The sequence below is a fragment of the Streptomyces sp. E2N166 genome, assembly GCF_003671715.1.
Classification (GTDB): domain Bacteria; phylum Actinomycetota; class Actinomycetes; order Streptomycetales; family Streptomycetaceae; genus Streptomyces; species Streptomyces thinghirensis.
The window spans coordinates 461,868-475,460 of the sequence record NZ_RAIF01000006.1 but is presented as its reverse complement, the minus strand read 5'-3'; the positions used below and the strand labels follow the sequence as shown (position 1 = coordinate 475,460).

Here is a 13,593-nt window from a genome sequence, read left to right as displayed (position 1 = left end):
CCGTCAGGCCCACAGGGAGTAGGTCACGACACGAGGGGCTCCGTCCGGCCTGCCGTCGGTGTAGGTCAGCGTCATCCGGGTGTAGTGCCGCTCGCCCGGGTCCTTCTCCCAGACCCGCGGCTGGTCGAGGCGGACGGTCACGGGATACGAGTGGAACGTGCCCGCGGCGCAGTACGGGTCGCAGTCGTTGATGGCGTTGCTGCCCCGGCCCACCGCGGCGTTCGCGTCCCACCGGAACCAGTGCAGCGACACCAGGCGGCTGTTGCCGTCACCGCAGGCCAGCAGGAACGCCTCGGGCCGTACCTCCGGCTGCCATGAGCAGTCGACCAGCACGGGGTCCCGCGTCTGCTGTGTCGATGCCGCGGGTTCCGCCGACAGTGCGGCGGAGGCCGTGCCCAGGGGTACTGCGAGCGCGGCGGCGGCACAGAGCGTGACCGCTGCTCTCATCGGGTTCCTGCCCATGTCTGCTCCCGGCCGTCTCGGCGTCGCTTGTCTCCGCTCTCCGTCTCCCCGTACCGACCGTACGGCCGTGTCCGGAAACCCACCACTCGTACGGAGCAACGCGGGCCGGGAGACCGCACGGGCGCTGCTCCGGTGCGCCGAACGGGGCACCCTGGTGCTGGGCACCCGCTTCCCGCCGCCCACCGCGGGCCGTGCCGTCGGCCACGGGGGACGTGGGACGCCTGCCGGCCGGCGCCCGTGCCGGGCCGGTTGGTGCGATAAGGCGCCGATTGCATCCACCGTGTGGTCCTCGGGGCGGTCCGCAACCACCGTCGCCGCCCCGGTGTCTCATGCCGTCAAGAACGGCGACCCATCAAGTGGAGGACCGCGCTGTGCACACGATGACTGCCCCGGCTGCCCCAGACCCGGCGCGCTCGCGCTCCCGCGACGCCCAGGGCGACTTCCTGCTCCAGCCGCCCAACCCGGCCGAACGAGTCCCCGGCCGCATCGACCCCGTCGACCTGCGCCGCCTGGACCTGCTCGCCATCCTGACCGCGGCGGGCATCGCGCCCTCCGCCGGGGACCGTGCCGCCATCGCCCAGCTCAGCGAGCTGCCGGGCAGCGTGCACACGGCACTGCACCGGTGGCTGGAGCAGGCGTACGGTTTCTGCCGGTGAGGTGCGGTGGCGTGCGGTGATGTGCGGCGCCCGCGGGGCTCGCGCTCAGAAGTCGACGGGGTCCCGTACCAACGGGCATGTCATGCAGTGCCCCCCACCGCGGCCCCGGCCCAGTTCCGCGCCCACGATGGTGACGACCTCGATGCGGGCCTCACGCAGCAGGGCGTTGGTGAGGGTGTTGCGGTCATAGGTGAACACCACGCCGGGCTCGACGGCGACGGCGTTGTTGCCGCTGTCCCACTGCTGGCGTTCGGAGGCGTAGGCGTCGCCGCCCGTCTCCACCACCCGCAGCGAGGACAGCCCGAGCGCCTTGGCGACTACGTCCACGAAGGGAGTGGTGCCCTCGTCGATGATGTCGAAGCCGGGCGCGCGGTCGCCGGGACGCAGGGAGAAGGTGTGCACCCCGTCCATGATCCGGGGGTAGAGGGTGACCACGTCCCGGTCGGCGAAGGTGAACACCGTGTCCAGGTGCATGGCGGACCGCAGCTTCGGCATCCCGGCGACCACGACGTGCCGCGCGGCGCCGTTGCGGAACAGCGCGGCGGCCACCTGGGTGATGGCCTGACGCGAGGTGCGCTCGCTCATGCCCATGAGGACGACGCCGTTGCCCACCGGCATGATGTCGCCACCCTCGAAGGTGGCCTCGCCCCAGTCGAGCTCGGGATCGCCCCACCACACCGTCGATCCCCTGAAGTCTGGGTGGAACGTGTAGATCGCCTTCATCAGCAGCGTCTCGTCGTGCCGCGCGGGCCAGTACAGCGGGTTGAGGGTGAGCCCGCCGTACAGCCAGCAGGTCGTGTCGCGGGTGTACAGGGTGTTGGGCAGGGGTGGCATCAGGTACTCGCGCGCACCGGTGGATTCGCGGGCCAGCGTGAGGTGGGGGGAGCGGAAGTCCTCGGGCAGGTCGCCGGTGGCGAGCCCGCCGACGAGGTACTCGGCCAGTTCCCTGGGGGACACGGTCTCCAGGTAGGCGCGGGTCGCGTCGATGAGGCCGACGCCGACCTGGTTGGCGGTGATCTTCCGGTCCAGGAGCCATGTCTTCGCCTCCGGGATCGCCATGATCTGCGCCAGCAGATCGTGCAGCTCCACCACCTCCACCCCGCGCCGGCGCAGCTCGCCGACGAACGCGGCATGATCGCGCTGGGCGTTCTCCACCCACATCACGTCGTCGAAGAGCAGGTCGTCGGAGTTGGTCGGGGTGAGCCGCCGGTGCGCCAGGCCGGGGGAGCACACCAGGACCTTGCGCAGCCTGCCGACCTCGGAGTGGACGCCGAGCGCGGGCATAGCGGCGCTCTCGTTGCTGTTCACACGGCCTCCTTGAAGGATGCGGGACGAGGCGGGGGGAGGGGGAAAACGACGGGGACCCGGCTCACAGGCTGATCCATCCGGCCGCCAGGGCCACGATGCCGAGCACCGCGCCGACCACGGAGACGGCCAGCACGACGAGTTCCCCGGGCGAGAACAGCCGTCGGCCCTGTTCGCGGCGGGCCATCACGAACAGGGCGGTCGCCGGGGCGTAGAGGATGAAGGAGACCAGCACGAACTTCAGGCCGGCCGCGTACAGGAGGAACGCGGTGTACAGCGTGGCGACGACACCGACGACCAACTCGCGCCGGGAGGTGCGGCCGCCCGCCGTGAGCGGGTCGGCACGGGCACCGATCCGCACCGCGAACCCCGCCGCCAGCAGATACGGGATCAACGAGAGCGCGCTGGTCAGGTTGAGCGCGAAGTTGAAGGCGTCGTCCGAGAAACTGGTGGCGATCAGCACCACCTGGGTGAGCAGCGAGGTCATCAGCAGCGCCGGCACGGGCACGTCGACGGCGTTGGCTCGGCGCAGAAAGCGCGGCATGTCGTCGTCCTTGGCCGCGACGAAGAGCACCTCCGCCGCCATCAGCGTCCACGCCAGATAGGCGCCCAGCACCGACACGATCAGGCCGACACTGATGAACACCCGGCCCCAGGTGCCGACGGCCTCCTCCAGAACGCCCGCCATGGACGGCTGGCGCAGTTCGGCGATCTCGGCCATCGGCATGATGCCGTACGACACGATGGTCACCGACGCGAAGACGGCGAACACGCTGAGGAAGCCGAGCACCGTCGCCCTGCCCACGTCCGACCGGCGCTTGGCGTGCCGGGAGTAGACGCTGGCGCCCTCCACGCCGAGGAAGACGAACACGGTGGCCAGCATGGTGCCGCGCACCTGTGAGAACAGGGAACCGGCGTAGTCCGCGCCGCCGAAGTTGTCGGCGAACACACTCGGCCGGAAGTACACCAGGGCCAGGATGACGAAGATCACGATGGGTACGAGCTTGGCCACCGTGACGACCTTGTTGATGGCGGTCGCTTCCTTCACGCCGCGTCGGATCATCCAGAAGAACGCCCAGAGGCCGATCGAGGACAGGACGACCGCGAGGGCGGTGTCCCCGTCGCCGAGGCCCGGCCAGATCGAGCCGATGGTCGACATGATGAGGACCCAGTACGTCACGTTGCCGACACAGGTGCTGGCCCAGTAGCCGAATGCGGCGAAGAAGCCCAGGTACTCACCGAAGCCGGCCTTGGCGTAGGCGTACACACCGGCGTCGAGGTCGGGTCTGCGTACGGCGAGCGACTGGAAGACGAAGGCCAGCATCAGCATGCCCGTGCCGGCGATGGCCCAGGCGATCAGCGCGCCCGCGACGCCGGTCTCCTCGGCGAACCGCCCCGGCAGCGAGAACACCCCGGCGCCCACCATCGAGCCGACGACCATGGCCGTCAGGGTGAACAGCGGCAGCTTGGCGGCCGGCGGGGACTCCCCGTCGGTGTCGGAAGCAGCGGCCTGTGACATGCCGTCCCTCTGGGTCGCCGAGCGATTGCGACCACTGTGCATCACATGGTGGCTCCGGGCATCTTGTTCAACTCCGCCACCCGGCTCAGCATGGCGCGCTCATTGCCCGGTGCGCAGGTCGATGCCGCGCCGGGCGAGGGTCAGTACACCCATGACGATCATGGCGACGCCGATCAACTGCGGCACGACCCACCAGCCGGCGCGCACGTCCTCCTGGTAGAGGACGACGCCGAGCAGGAGGCTCACCGCGGCGTCCCCCAGGGTGAGGGCGGGCTGGGAGGCGACGAGGGGGCCGCCCTGCATGGCGTGCTCCAGCAGGAGCACGGCACCCACACCGGCCGCGGCGAAGCCGTACGTCTGCCACGTGGTCAGGAAGCCGACCAGGCCGTCGGTGTCCAGGACGCGCATGGAGTCCTTCATCAGAGCGGCCGTCAGGGCGTAGCACACCGCGGTGGCCGCACCGAGGCAACCGGCGCGGGCCTTGCCGACGGGGCGCTTCAGACCGGCCGCGGTCAGCAGCACGGCCGCCACGGCGCAGGCCACCAGCGCGGGCACCCACCGGTCCAGGGGCACGTCGGCCTCGCCGCCGCCCGGCGCGGCCGACGCCAGCGCGACACCGAGCCCGACGACCACCGCGCCGACGGCGAGCCACATGACGTGACTCATGTGGCGGCCGGTCATCAGCGAGGCCAGCAGCAGGGCCAGGGGAAGCTCCAGCACGAACAACGGCTGTACGAGTGACAGCGGCCCCGTCGCCAGAGCCACCGCCTGCGCCACACCGGCGACGACGACGGCCAGCATGCCGCCGATCCAGACCGGCCGCCGTAGCAGGTCGAGCACCAGCCCCGGGCGGAAGCCCTGGGTCTGCGGCACACTCAGCGCGGCACGCCGCTGGAGCACGGTGGCCAGCGCGTTGCTGAACGCGGCGAGGAGTGCGAAGAGCACCGGCAGTACAACACCCATCCACCGATCCTCACCCCGTGTCCCCCCGACCGCGCGCCGCGCCGCGACGGGGGAGGACGGTGCGACCGTGGGCGGTGCCGGGCACGGGCGCCGTCAGTTGTCGCTCTGTGCGGACGGCTTCTCCGCGCCCGCGTCCTGCTTCTCCTGCTTCTGCTTCGCCTCCGGCGTCTCGGTGGCGGTGTAGTAGACCGAGGTGCCCTGCTTCGAACGCTGGGCCTGGTTCTTGGCGACGAGTCCCTCGAGGGTGGTACGGACGACCGTGGTCTTGATGGTGCGTCCGGAGTTGGCCTGACCGAGCGCCGTGGTGACCTCGGCGGCGGAGCGCGGCTCACTCTGTTCGGCGAGGTGGTTGCGCACCAGCTCGACCAGCGTGGGCCGGTCGGCGACCGGCGTCGACGTCTTCTTCGCCGCCGGCTTCTTGGCGGCCTTGGTGGACGACTTGGCGGTCGGCTTGGCGGCCGACTTGGTGGCAGGCGCCGTGTCGGTCTTCGAGGCCGGCTTGGCGCCCGGCTTCGGGGCGGCGGCGCGCTTGGGAGTGGTGGCGGCCTTCCTGCTCCGCGTCCGCTTTCCGGCGGCCGACTCCGTGGCGGCACTGTCCCGGGGGGCGGGGACCGCGGCCGTGTCGGTCGCGGCGGCGGGCTCCGTGGCGGTCGCGGGCTGGGCCGGCGGGGCGGTGATGCCGAGCGCCTGCTGCATGTTCACCAGCAGGGCGTGGTCGTGCTGCAGTGCGGCCAGCTGCTGTTGCAGAGCGGTGATCTCCGCACTGATGCGTTCCTGCTCCTTGATGTTGCGCTCCAGGTCGTCGGTGACCTGGACGCTGTACTGCGATGCCAGTTGGGTGGCGGCCTGCATCGTGCTCTCGGACATGGTGTTGACTCTCCTCGATTCGCGGCCGTGAAGGCTCGTGAGGAACGGCGGGACGTCAGGCGCGGGACATGGGAACCAGGTCCGACCGGCGCCCGGCAGCGGAGAACTGGAGACTGCCACCGGCTGTGCTGACACACAGATAGTACGGACGGACGGCGCCTGTTGTTCCCCTGTTTGCTGCCGGGCCGGTATACCACGTATGGCCGCCAACGTGGTATGTGCCGCGAGTTCCTCGCGCACTTGTTCGGAGCGTCGACACCCGGCACTCACTCGCCGTCGGGCACCTCGACGATGTTTCCGTCCTCGTCGACGGTGTGAGTCTGCCAGTAGGTGTCCCACTCGTCGCCGACGTGCTCGGGGACCTTGCCCTCGGGGTAACGGGTGTAACCCCGGGGCGGCTCCTCGCCGTCGGGAACGCAGGCACTGCCGGTGCTGCCGATGGCCATGACGGGGTACTCGCCGCCGCCGCAGGTCGCCTCCCGCATGGAGCAGCCGGTCAGGATCGCGACGACGGTCACGCAGACCAGGGCGAACCCCGGGGCGGACCGCGTCGCGCGGTTGACGCGCGGGAGCGACGGGCGGTGAACTCGGCCGGTGGTGCGCACGGTTGGCTCCCTCTGGGTGGCTGGTACGGCAAGCCTCCCCCGGCGGGGGAAACTCCTCATGAGTACGAGTACTCAATCGGGAGGGCCGTACTACCTGACACGGCCGGCCAAACGGTCAGCCTCGCGCGCGGTCTCATGTGCCTCCCGCTCGGCCCGGGAGAGCGCGTCGGCGGCCGTACGCCTTCGCTCCTCGGCATCGCGCCGCTCCCGCTCGGCCCGGTCGAGCTGTTCGTGTGCCTGCCTCAGTCGTCGCTCCGCGGCGGACACCTCCGCGCGTGCCCGCTCGTGTTCCTCGCCGGACCGCCGTAGGGCCGCCTTGGCGTCGGCTTCTTCCGCGCGTCTGTCACTCAGCCGCCGGCCGGCCTTCTCCGCCGCCTGTTCGGCCTGGGCGAGCTCTTCCTGCCGTCTGCGGCGCCGCTCGGCGAGTTCGTCCCGCGACCGGCCCGCGGGCGCGCGCCGACGGGTGTCCGGCCGGGGCCGCTCGCGCGGTGCGGGTTCGGCCGGCGCGGTGCCCGCGGGGAACTCCGACGGCGGGGCGAGGGCGGCCTCCAGGCGTCCGGCTGCCCACTGGCCGGCCGCGTCCGGGTTCGCGAGGACCGCGCGCAGGGTCGACTCGACCTCCCGCTGCGCCGCTTGCGACAGTTGGTGTCCGGCCTCGCGGGAGAGCTGGGCGGCCTGCCGGGACAGGGCGGAGACGATGTGCCGACGCTGCGCGGAGAGCTCCTTGAGGCCGGTCGCGTCCAGGGTGCGGTGTGCCTCGCGCAGCGCCTGCCCCAACTCCAGGAACCGCCGGCTCTCCTCCGGTCGGGAGCGCCTCAGCAGGTTCGCCGCCCAGGCCGCCAGCGTGGGCCGACGGGCGGCGTGGATGCGTCGGGCGTCCTCCTTGCGGCCGGCCGTTCTGGCGGCCGCGGCGTGTTCCTCACGACGGGCGACGAATTCGGACGGCGGCGTCGCGTAGAGCTGGTCGAGGACCGCCTCGACCGGCTCGACGTCGTGATCGCCGTTCTCCCGACGGCGCCCGCCCTTGTGCTGCATGTCCGCTGCCTCCGCCTCGCCGCTACGACCGTCCCGACCTCGACGCGGCCGGCTTCGCCGCGGCCTCCTCGTCGTCGTAGACGAGGAGGCCGTCCGTCCGCAGTCGTGCGCCAGGGGTGGGGGAGTGGGCCGTCAGGCGGCCGTCGTGCATGAGGTGGTCCACGGGCGTTCGGCGGGCCAGGACGGCGAAGTCGGCGATGACGCGCCGGTGGCACCGCCACCACACCGCTTCGCCGCACATGACCGCGGTGCGTTCCCGCGCCGCCTGCTCCAGTAGCTCGTCCATGGCGGCGACGAACTCCGGCGTGCGGGTGTGGCCGGCGTACCCGCGGAACGAGGTGTTGCGCCAGACGACGTCGGGCGAGTCCGGCACCGGCTTGCGGAAGCCGCCCAGGCGCTGCTCCCACCGGTAGGCGAGGCCCTCCTCGGGCATCCACCCGGCGAGCCGGTCCCGCAGCAGGTCGGGGTCGCGGCGGCTGCCGGGCGCCGTCCTGACGTCGACCACGGCGGCGACGCCGGCACCACGCAGCAGTTCGGCAAGCGCGGCGCGGCCCGCGGTGCCGTGCCCGAACGTGACCAGGTGAGGCTGGGGCATGTCGTCGGAGTCCCCTCGCTGCCTGCGCTCATGCCTCCTGTGTACGGCCACGCGGACCGCCCCGCGACCCGGGGACGGGCCTCGTGCGGGCGACGGCCGATTTGGACGGTCCCCGCATTCGGACGGTCCCGGCACCGTCCGGGCTCCCTCCGCCCAAGGAACCTGGTCGCCGAGGCTCCCGGCCCGCGACCACTCCTCGCGCAGGATGCCGAACGGCACCCGGTCCTAGCGCCGCCCCTCCATCAGGACGGCGGAGCGCAGCCGGCCCTCCTCGCGGAAGCCCGGCTTCGTGAAGGAACGCACGGCACGCTCGTTGCCGCTCCAGGTGTCCAGCTCCAGCCGGTTGAGACCGTACGCGCCGAACAGGTGGTCCACTAGCAGCCGCAGCGCCTCCGACCCGTGGCCGCGCCCCCAGACTCCCTCTCGCCGATGGTGATACCCAGGGTGGCCACCCCGGCGTACGGGTCCAGGTCGCGGTAGTCGGCCATGCCGATCACCCCGCCGCCGGCCGTGTCCTCTACCGTGAACACGGCCGACTCCCTCGGGCTGAGCCGCGGCATGGTGTCGAAGGCGAGCGTGATCGCCTTCGCCGTCACGGGGTCGAAACAGGGGTCGCCGGCAGTCGCCCAGCGCGCCAGGGGATCGTTGCGCCACCGGAGATGACGCGCCGCGTCCTCCGCACGCAGCGCGCGCGACCTCGTCAACCTGCCTTTGATCATTACCGGGTCCCGGGGGGCGCGGAACGCCCGTCAGGCGATCACCTTGTCGACGAATGCCGCGAGGTTCGCCACGGTCCGGCGGATCTTCTCCTCCTGCGTGATCGTTTCGTGCAGTCGCGCGCCGGCGCCCGCCTCCCGCTTGCCCCGCACATACAGCGAACAGGCCAGGTCGCTGCATATGTAGGCGCCCACCGAGTTGCCCTGCTGCCCGGCCTTGCCCGCCTTCGGCGCGACCATCAGGGAGACGCCGCCGGAGTGGGTGGTCAGGCACATCGAGCACATGCTGCGGCGCGCCTGCCCGGAGGCGGCGCCGGAGGAGCGCAGCGCGAGTGCCGTCGGACGGCCGCCCACTTCGGTCACCAGGTAGGCGCGGTCCGGCGCCTGGAGATCCCGCCAGCCGAAGTAGTCCAGGTCGCCCCACGGGCGGTCGGCCAGGTCGTGGGGTATGGACAGGCGCTTGGCCGCGCCCTTGGTGCAGTTCACGAAGGCGGAACGGATCTCTTTGTCGGTCAACGGTTTCATGCACATGAGGCTAATTTGCCTAAATGCTTTAGGCAACTGCATAATGAGTTCAGGCCGACGGAAGGATGACTATGGTGCGGGTGGGGCTGACCACGGAACGCCTGGTCCGGGCGGGCGCGGAACTGGCCGACGAGGTCGGCTTCGACGAGGTGACGGTTTCCGCGCTGGCCAGACACTTCGACGTCAAGGTCGCGAGTCTGTACTCGCACGTGAGGAACTCCCACGATCTCAAGACCCGGATCGCCCTGCTGGCCCTCGCCGAACTCGCCGACCGGGGCGCCACGGCGCTGGCCGGCCGGGCCGGCAAGGACGCCCTCGCCGCCTTCGCGAACGTCTACCGCGACTACGCCCGGGAACACCCCGGCCGGTACGCCGCGGCCCAGCTGCGGCTCGACCCGGAGACGGCGGCGGCCAGCGCGGGCGTCCGCCACGCACAGATGACCCGGGCCATCCTGCGCGGCTACGACCTGGCGGAACCCGACCAGACCCACGCCGTCCGACTCCTGGGCAGCGTCTTCCACGGCTACGTCAGTCTGGAGATGGGCGGCGGCTTCAGCCACAGCGCCCCGGACACCCAGGAGACGTGGACGCGGGTCGTGGACGCCCTCGACGCCCTGCTGCGCAACTGGCCCGCGGCCTGAACCACTCCGCCCCCGCGGCCGAACCCACCCCCACAGCCGGAGACGACATGCACACCACGGACGACTGGATCACCACGCCGATCACCATGGACCTCCTGCGTGGTGCCCTCGACCTCGAGCGCACCGAGCAGGGCCTGCTGCCGCACCGGCTGCCTGCCCGGGCCCGCGCCCGGAACACCGACGGACAGCTGGCCATGGCCGAGTCCCAGCCCTCCGGCGTACGCCTGGCCCTGCGCACCCGGGCCACCGCCCTCGAACTGGACACCCTGCCCACCAAGCGGGTCTACGCCGGCGTACCGCCGCGCCCGGACGGCGTGTACGAGCTGCTCGTCGACGGCCGCCCGGCGGGCCGGGGCAGTGTCGCGGGCGGCAACACCCTGACCATCGACATGACCACCGGCACGACGGGCGTCGAACCCGGCCCCGTCGGCACCCTCCGCTTCGCGGGCCTGCCCGAGGGCGGCAAGGACATCGAGATCTGGCTGCCGCACAACGAGACCACCGAACTCGTCGCCCTGCGGACGAACGCCCCCGTCGAGCCCGCCCCGGACCCGGGCCGCAGGGTCTGGCTGCACCACGGCAGCTCGATCAGCCACGGCTCCGACGCCGCGAGCCCCACCACCACCTGGCCCGCGCTCGCGGCCTCCCTCGGCGGCGTCGAACTCGTCAATCTGGGCCTGGCCGGCAGCGCCCTGCTCGACCCCTTCACCGCGCAGGCCTTGCGCGACACCCCCGCCGACCTGATCAGCCTCAAGATCGGCATCAACGTCGTCAACGCGGACCTCATGCGCCTGCGTGCCTTCGGCCCCGCCGTCCACGGCTTCCTGGACACCGTCCGCGACGGCCACCCCACCACCCCGCTGCTGGTCGTCTCGCCCATCCTGTGCCCCATCCACGAGGACACCCCCGGCCCCAGCGCGCCCGACTTCTCCCGTCTCCCCGAGGGGCGACTGCGCTTCACGGCCATGGGCGACCCGGCGGAACGCGCGAGCGGCAAACTGACCCTGAACGTCGTCCGGGACGAGCTGGCCCGTATCGTCGGGCAGCGGGCGGCCGACGACCCGAACCTGCACTACCTCGACGGCCGTGACCTCTACGGCGAGGCCGACTCCGCCGAACTGCCCCTGCCCGACGACCTCCACCCGGACGCGGCCACCCACCGCCGCATCGGCGAACGCTTCGCCAAGCTGGTCTTCACCGACCGCGGCGCCTTCACGGGCTGACCCACAACCCTGGTGTGCCTCCCGGCCCTCCGACGCTCCCGGCCGCTCATGTGCCGACGACCGCGGCGAAGCGCCGGGCGACCTCGCGCCAGACCACCTCGGCCGCGGTCTCGTCGCGTTCCGCTTGACGGGAGAGTTCCGCCGGGTCCAGGCCCTTGGCCCGTATCCGCTCCGGAGCCCACGACCGGGCCCGGTCCGCGCCCGCCTCGGGGTGGAACTGCACCCCCCACGCCCGGTCGCCGACCCGGAACGCCTGGTACGGGCACCGCTCGCTCTCCATCAGCCAGGCGGCGCCCGGCGGCAGGGCGGTGACGGCGTCCACATGGTGCTCGACCGCCGTCACCCGCTCCGGCAGATCCCGGAAGAGCGGATCGCTCCCGGCCTCCGCCCGTAGGGTGAGCGGCGTGCTGCCGAACTCCGGTTCGCCGTGGTCGGCCCGGACCGTTCCTCCCGCGACATGGGCGAGGAGCTGTCCGCCGAGGCAGATCCCGAACACGGGGGCGCCTCGCTCCACCGCCTCGGCGACCAGCGCCCGGGTGGGCGCGAGCCAGGGCGCGCGGACGTCGTCGTCGGGCAGATAGCCGCCACCGAGCACCATGACGCCCTCGTGCGCCAGGCGCCGGGGGAGCGGCGCACCGGCGTACGCGTGGACCACGTCCAGTGCCGGCCCGTCCGAGGTCAGCCAGTCACCGAACCGGCCCGGCCCGCCGTCCGGACCGTTCTGCACCACCAGCAGCCGCGACATCGCCCACTCCCCGCTTCACACCGCTCGGACACCGTCCCACTGCCCAGGACGGGGAGGGCCGCAACCCTCCGGCCGGACCACGGACTCGCGGCGCGATGCGTCGGGTCGCCGTCGAGGACGGCCGACGACACCGGCACCCTCGCTGCTGTACGAGGTCCTGACCAGCGGCGGAAAAGCACGGGCGTCGGCGGCCTGACGAGCGGTACGGTCGCTCGCATGTCTGATGAGGACGGCTACTTCGGGGAAAGCGTCGCGGCGCACTACGACGAGTCGGCGGCGGACCGGTTCACACCCGAGGCGGTGGATCCCGCCGTCGACCTGCTGACCGAACTGGCGGGCACCGGCCGGGCACTCGAGTTCGGCGTCGGCACCGGCCGGATCGCACTGCCCCTGGCGGGGCGCGGAGTCCCGGTGCACGGTATCGACATGTCCCGGGCCATGACCTCCCGGCTGAGTGCCAAGCCGGGCGGCGACGCCGTCGGGGTGACCATCGGCGACTTCGCGACGACCCGGGTGCCGGGCACCTTCACGGTCGCCTACCTCGTCTTCAACACCATCAACAACCTGACGACGCAGGACGCCCAGGTCGACTGCTTCCGCAACGCCGCCGACCATCTGGAACCCGGCGGCTGCTTCGTCATCGAGGTGGGCGTGCCGGAGCTGCGCCGGCTGCCCCCGGGACAGACCGCCGTGCCGTTCCGCATCGGCCCGGCCGGGTGGGCGTTCGACACCTACGACACCGCCACCCAGGCGATGAGTTCGCACTACGTCACCCTCGTGGACGGACGCCCCGAGTACGAGTACTACCCCTTCCGGTACGTGTGGCCCTCCGAACTCGACCTGATGGCCCGGCTCGCCGGACTGCGGCTGCGCGACCGGTGGGAGGGATGGACCCGGAAGCCGTTCACCCACGAGAGCGGCGGCCACGTGTCGGTCTGGGAGAAGCCCGCCGACTGACCGGCCGGGGTCCGGGCCGCTCCGGTCCGGTATGGTCCTGGCCGGTCCGGAACGGCTCAGCGCCGCGCCAGGTACAGGCCCAGGGCCTTGTGCAGCAGCTTGTTGAGCGGGTAGTCCCACTCGCCGAGGTACTCCACGGCCTCACCGCCCGCTCCGACCTTGAACCGCAGCAGCCCCAGCAGGTGGTCGTCCTCGTCAAGGGTGTCGGTGATGCCGCGGAAGTCGTAGACCGCCGCGCCGAGTTCATGGGCGTCGCACATCATCCGCCACTGGAGCGCGTTGTTGGGCTGCACCTCGCGCCGGCGGCTCGTGGAAGCGCCGTAGGAGTACCAGACGTGCTCGCCGACGGTCAGCATCGTGGCACCGGCGAGCACCTCGCCGTCGTGATGGGCGAGGTAGAGGCGCATGCGGTCCGGGTCCTCGGCCGTCAGCGCGGTCCACATGCGCTGGAAGTAGGCGAGGGGGCGCGGGACGAACCGGTCCCGTTCGGCGGTCTCGACGTAGAGCTCGTAGAAGGCCGGGAGGTCCTCCTGGTCAGCCCGGACGACTTTGACGCCGGCCTTCTCGGACTTCTTGATGTTGCGGCGCCACTGCTGGTTGAAGCCGTTCTGGATCTGTTCCAGTGACCGCCCGGCCAGCGGTACCTGGCACACGTAGCGCGGCTGGCCGGCGGCGAAGCCGTCCTCGCCGCCCGGCGCGGTCTGCCGCCACCCCGTCCGGCGCAGCCGCTCGGCGACGCCGTCGGCCCCGGGCTCGCGCACGGTGGCCTCCACGTCCCC

Annotated in this window: 15 protein-coding genes and 1 pseudogene; 4 read left to right on the top strand and 12 right to left on the bottom strand. The window is 72.0% G+C overall.

What is annotated here, in order from left to right:
- Positions 1-3: 3 nt before the first annotated feature.
- Positions 4-462 (bottom strand): hypothetical protein, encoded by a 459-nt coding sequence (locus tag EBH09_RS02490; RefSeq protein WP_121745383.1) that lies wholly within the window; start codon positions 460-462, stop codon positions 4-6.
- Positions 463-842: 380 nt separating this feature from the next.
- On the opposite strand from EBH09_RS02490, the gene EBH09_RS02485 reads away from it, so the two are divergent.
- On the top strand, positions 843-1,118 hold the full coding sequence (locus EBH09_RS02485) for a hypothetical protein (RefSeq protein WP_121746192.1): 276 nt from the start codon (positions 843-845) through the stop codon (positions 1,116-1,118).
- 45 nt (positions 1,119-1,163) lie between these two features.
- Here the strand turns inward: EBH09_RS02485 and EBH09_RS02480 are convergent, their stop codons facing one another.
- The 9 genes from EBH09_RS02480 to EBH09_RS02440 form a co-directional block, all read right to left on the bottom strand.
- Positions 1,164-2,402, bottom strand: coding sequence for an arginine deiminase (locus EBH09_RS02480; RefSeq protein ID WP_193776162.1), 1,239 nt, complete (start codon positions 2,400-2,402; stop codon positions 1,164-1,166).
- A gap of 85 nt (positions 2,403-2,487) precedes the next feature.
- Complete coding sequence (locus tag EBH09_RS02475; protein ID WP_121745381.1) at positions 2,488-3,942, bottom strand: basic amino acid/polyamine antiporter; 1,455 nt, start codon at positions 3,940-3,942, stop codon at positions 2,488-2,490.
- A 99-nt stretch (positions 3,943-4,041) separates the two neighbouring features.
- Positions 4,042-4,905, bottom strand: coding sequence for a DMT family transporter (locus tag EBH09_RS02470; RefSeq protein WP_121745380.1), 864 nt, complete (start codon positions 4,903-4,905; stop codon positions 4,042-4,044).
- A gap of 93 nt (positions 4,906-4,998) precedes the next feature.
- The gene (locus tag EBH09_RS02465) at positions 4,999-5,772 is read right to left on the bottom strand and encodes a hypothetical protein (RefSeq protein WP_121745379.1); all 774 of its coding nucleotides are present in this window, start codon (positions 5,770-5,772) and stop codon (positions 4,999-5,001) included.
- 266 nt (positions 5,773-6,038) lie between these two features.
- Positions 6,039-6,299: a hypothetical protein gene (locus EBH09_RS02460; protein WP_121746191.1), complete on the bottom strand. Its 261-nt coding sequence runs from the start codon at positions 6,297-6,299 to the stop codon at positions 6,039-6,041.
- A gap of 168 nt (positions 6,300-6,467) precedes the next feature.
- Positions 6,468-7,412 (bottom strand): hypothetical protein, encoded by a 945-nt coding sequence (locus EBH09_RS02455; RefSeq protein ID WP_121745378.1) that lies wholly within the window; start codon positions 7,410-7,412, stop codon positions 6,468-6,470.
- 22 nt (positions 7,413-7,434) lie between these two features.
- Entirely contained in the window at positions 7,435-8,007 is a 573-nt protein-coding gene (locus EBH09_RS02450) for a DUF488 domain-containing protein (RefSeq protein WP_121745377.1), read from the bottom strand.
- Between the two features lie 225 nt (positions 8,008-8,232).
- Positions 8,233-8,661, bottom strand: coding sequence for a GNAT family protein (locus EBH09_RS02445; RefSeq protein WP_238697157.1), 429 nt, complete (start codon positions 8,659-8,661; stop codon positions 8,233-8,235).
- Positions 8,662-8,756: 95 nt separating this feature from the next.
- Positions 8,757-9,248: an FBP domain-containing protein gene (locus tag EBH09_RS02440; protein WP_121746190.1), complete on the bottom strand. Its 492-nt coding sequence runs from the start codon at positions 9,246-9,248 to the stop codon at positions 8,757-8,759.
- A gap of 71 nt (positions 9,249-9,319) precedes the next feature.
- On the opposite strand from EBH09_RS02440, the gene EBH09_RS02435 reads away from it, so the two are divergent.
- A complete protein-coding gene (locus EBH09_RS02435) occupies positions 9,320-9,889 on the top strand; it encodes a TetR-like C-terminal domain-containing protein (RefSeq protein ID WP_121745376.1) in 570 nt (189 codons plus the stop codon).
- Positions 9,890-9,936: 47 nt separating this feature from the next.
- Positions 9,937-11,112 carry a GDSL-type esterase/lipase family protein gene (locus tag EBH09_RS02430; protein WP_121745375.1) on the top strand — a complete coding sequence of 392 codons (1,176 nt, stop codon included), beginning with the start codon at positions 9,937-9,939 and terminating at the stop codon, positions 11,110-11,112.
- A 46-nt stretch (positions 11,113-11,158) separates the two neighbouring features.
- Here the strand turns inward: EBH09_RS02430 and EBH09_RS02425 are convergent, their stop codons facing one another.
- Complete coding sequence (locus EBH09_RS02425) at positions 11,159-11,857, bottom strand: type 1 glutamine amidotransferase (RefSeq protein WP_121745374.1); 699 nt, start codon at positions 11,855-11,857, stop codon at positions 11,159-11,161.
- Between the two features lie 216 nt (positions 11,858-12,073).
- Here EBH09_RS02425 and EBH09_RS02420 point away from each other — a divergent pair, with 216 nt between their 5' ends.
- Entirely contained in the window at positions 12,074-12,814 is a 741-nt protein-coding gene (locus tag EBH09_RS02420) for a class I SAM-dependent methyltransferase (RefSeq protein WP_121745373.1), read from the top strand.
- A gap of 56 nt (positions 12,815-12,870) precedes the next feature.
- Here EBH09_RS02420 and EBH09_RS02415 read toward each other — a convergent pair.
- Positions 12,871-13,593 (bottom strand): annotated as a pseudogene (locus EBH09_RS02415) (peptidoglycan bridge formation glycyltransferase FemA/FemB family protein); the annotation flags it as partial.

Bases quoted from the DNA above. Each gene is read 5' to 3' on its own strand.
- EBH09_RS02490 (WP_121745383.1), bottom strand. From the start codon at position 462: ATGGGCAGGAACCCGATGAGAGCAGCGGTCACGCTCTGTGCCGCCGCC.
- EBH09_RS02485 (WP_121746192.1), top strand. From the start codon at position 843: ATGACTGCCCCGGCTGCCCCAGACCCGGCGCGCTCGCGCTCCCGCGAC.
- EBH09_RS02480 (WP_193776162.1), bottom strand. From the start codon at position 2,402: ATGCCCGCGCTCGGCGTCCACTCCGAGGTCGGCAGGCTGCGCAAGGTC.
- EBH09_RS02475 (WP_121745381.1), bottom strand. From the start codon at position 3,942: ATGTCACAGGCCGCTGCTTCCGACACCGACGGGGAGTCCCCGCCGGCC.
- EBH09_RS02470 (WP_121745380.1), bottom strand. From the start codon at position 4,905: ATGGGTGTTGTACTGCCGGTGCTCTTCGCACTCCTCGCCGCGTTCAGC.
- EBH09_RS02465 (WP_121745379.1), bottom strand. From the start codon at position 5,772: ATGTCCGAGAGCACGATGCAGGCCGCCACCCAACTGGCATCGCAGTAC.
- EBH09_RS02455 (WP_121745378.1), bottom strand. From the start codon at position 7,412: ATGCAGCACAAGGGCGGGCGCCGTCGGGAGAACGGCGATCACGACGTC.
- EBH09_RS02450 (WP_121745377.1), bottom strand. From the start codon at position 8,007: ATGCCCCAGCCTCACCTGGTCACGTTCGGGCACGGCACCGCGGGCCGC.
- EBH09_RS02440 (WP_121746190.1), bottom strand. From the start codon at position 9,248: ATGAAACCGTTGACCGACAAAGAGATCCGTTCCGCCTTCGTGAACTGC.
- EBH09_RS02435 (WP_121745376.1), top strand. From the start codon at position 9,320: ATGGTGCGGGTGGGGCTGACCACGGAACGCCTGGTCCGGGCGGGCGCG.
- EBH09_RS02430 (WP_121745375.1), top strand. From the start codon at position 9,937: ATGCACACCACGGACGACTGGATCACCACGCCGATCACCATGGACCTC.
- EBH09_RS02425 (WP_121745374.1), bottom strand. From the start codon at position 11,857: ATGTCGCGGCTGCTGGTGGTGCAGAACGGTCCGGACGGCGGGCCGGGC.
- EBH09_RS02420 (WP_121745373.1), top strand. From the start codon at position 12,074: ATGTCTGATGAGGACGGCTACTTCGGGGAAAGCGTCGCGGCGCACTAC.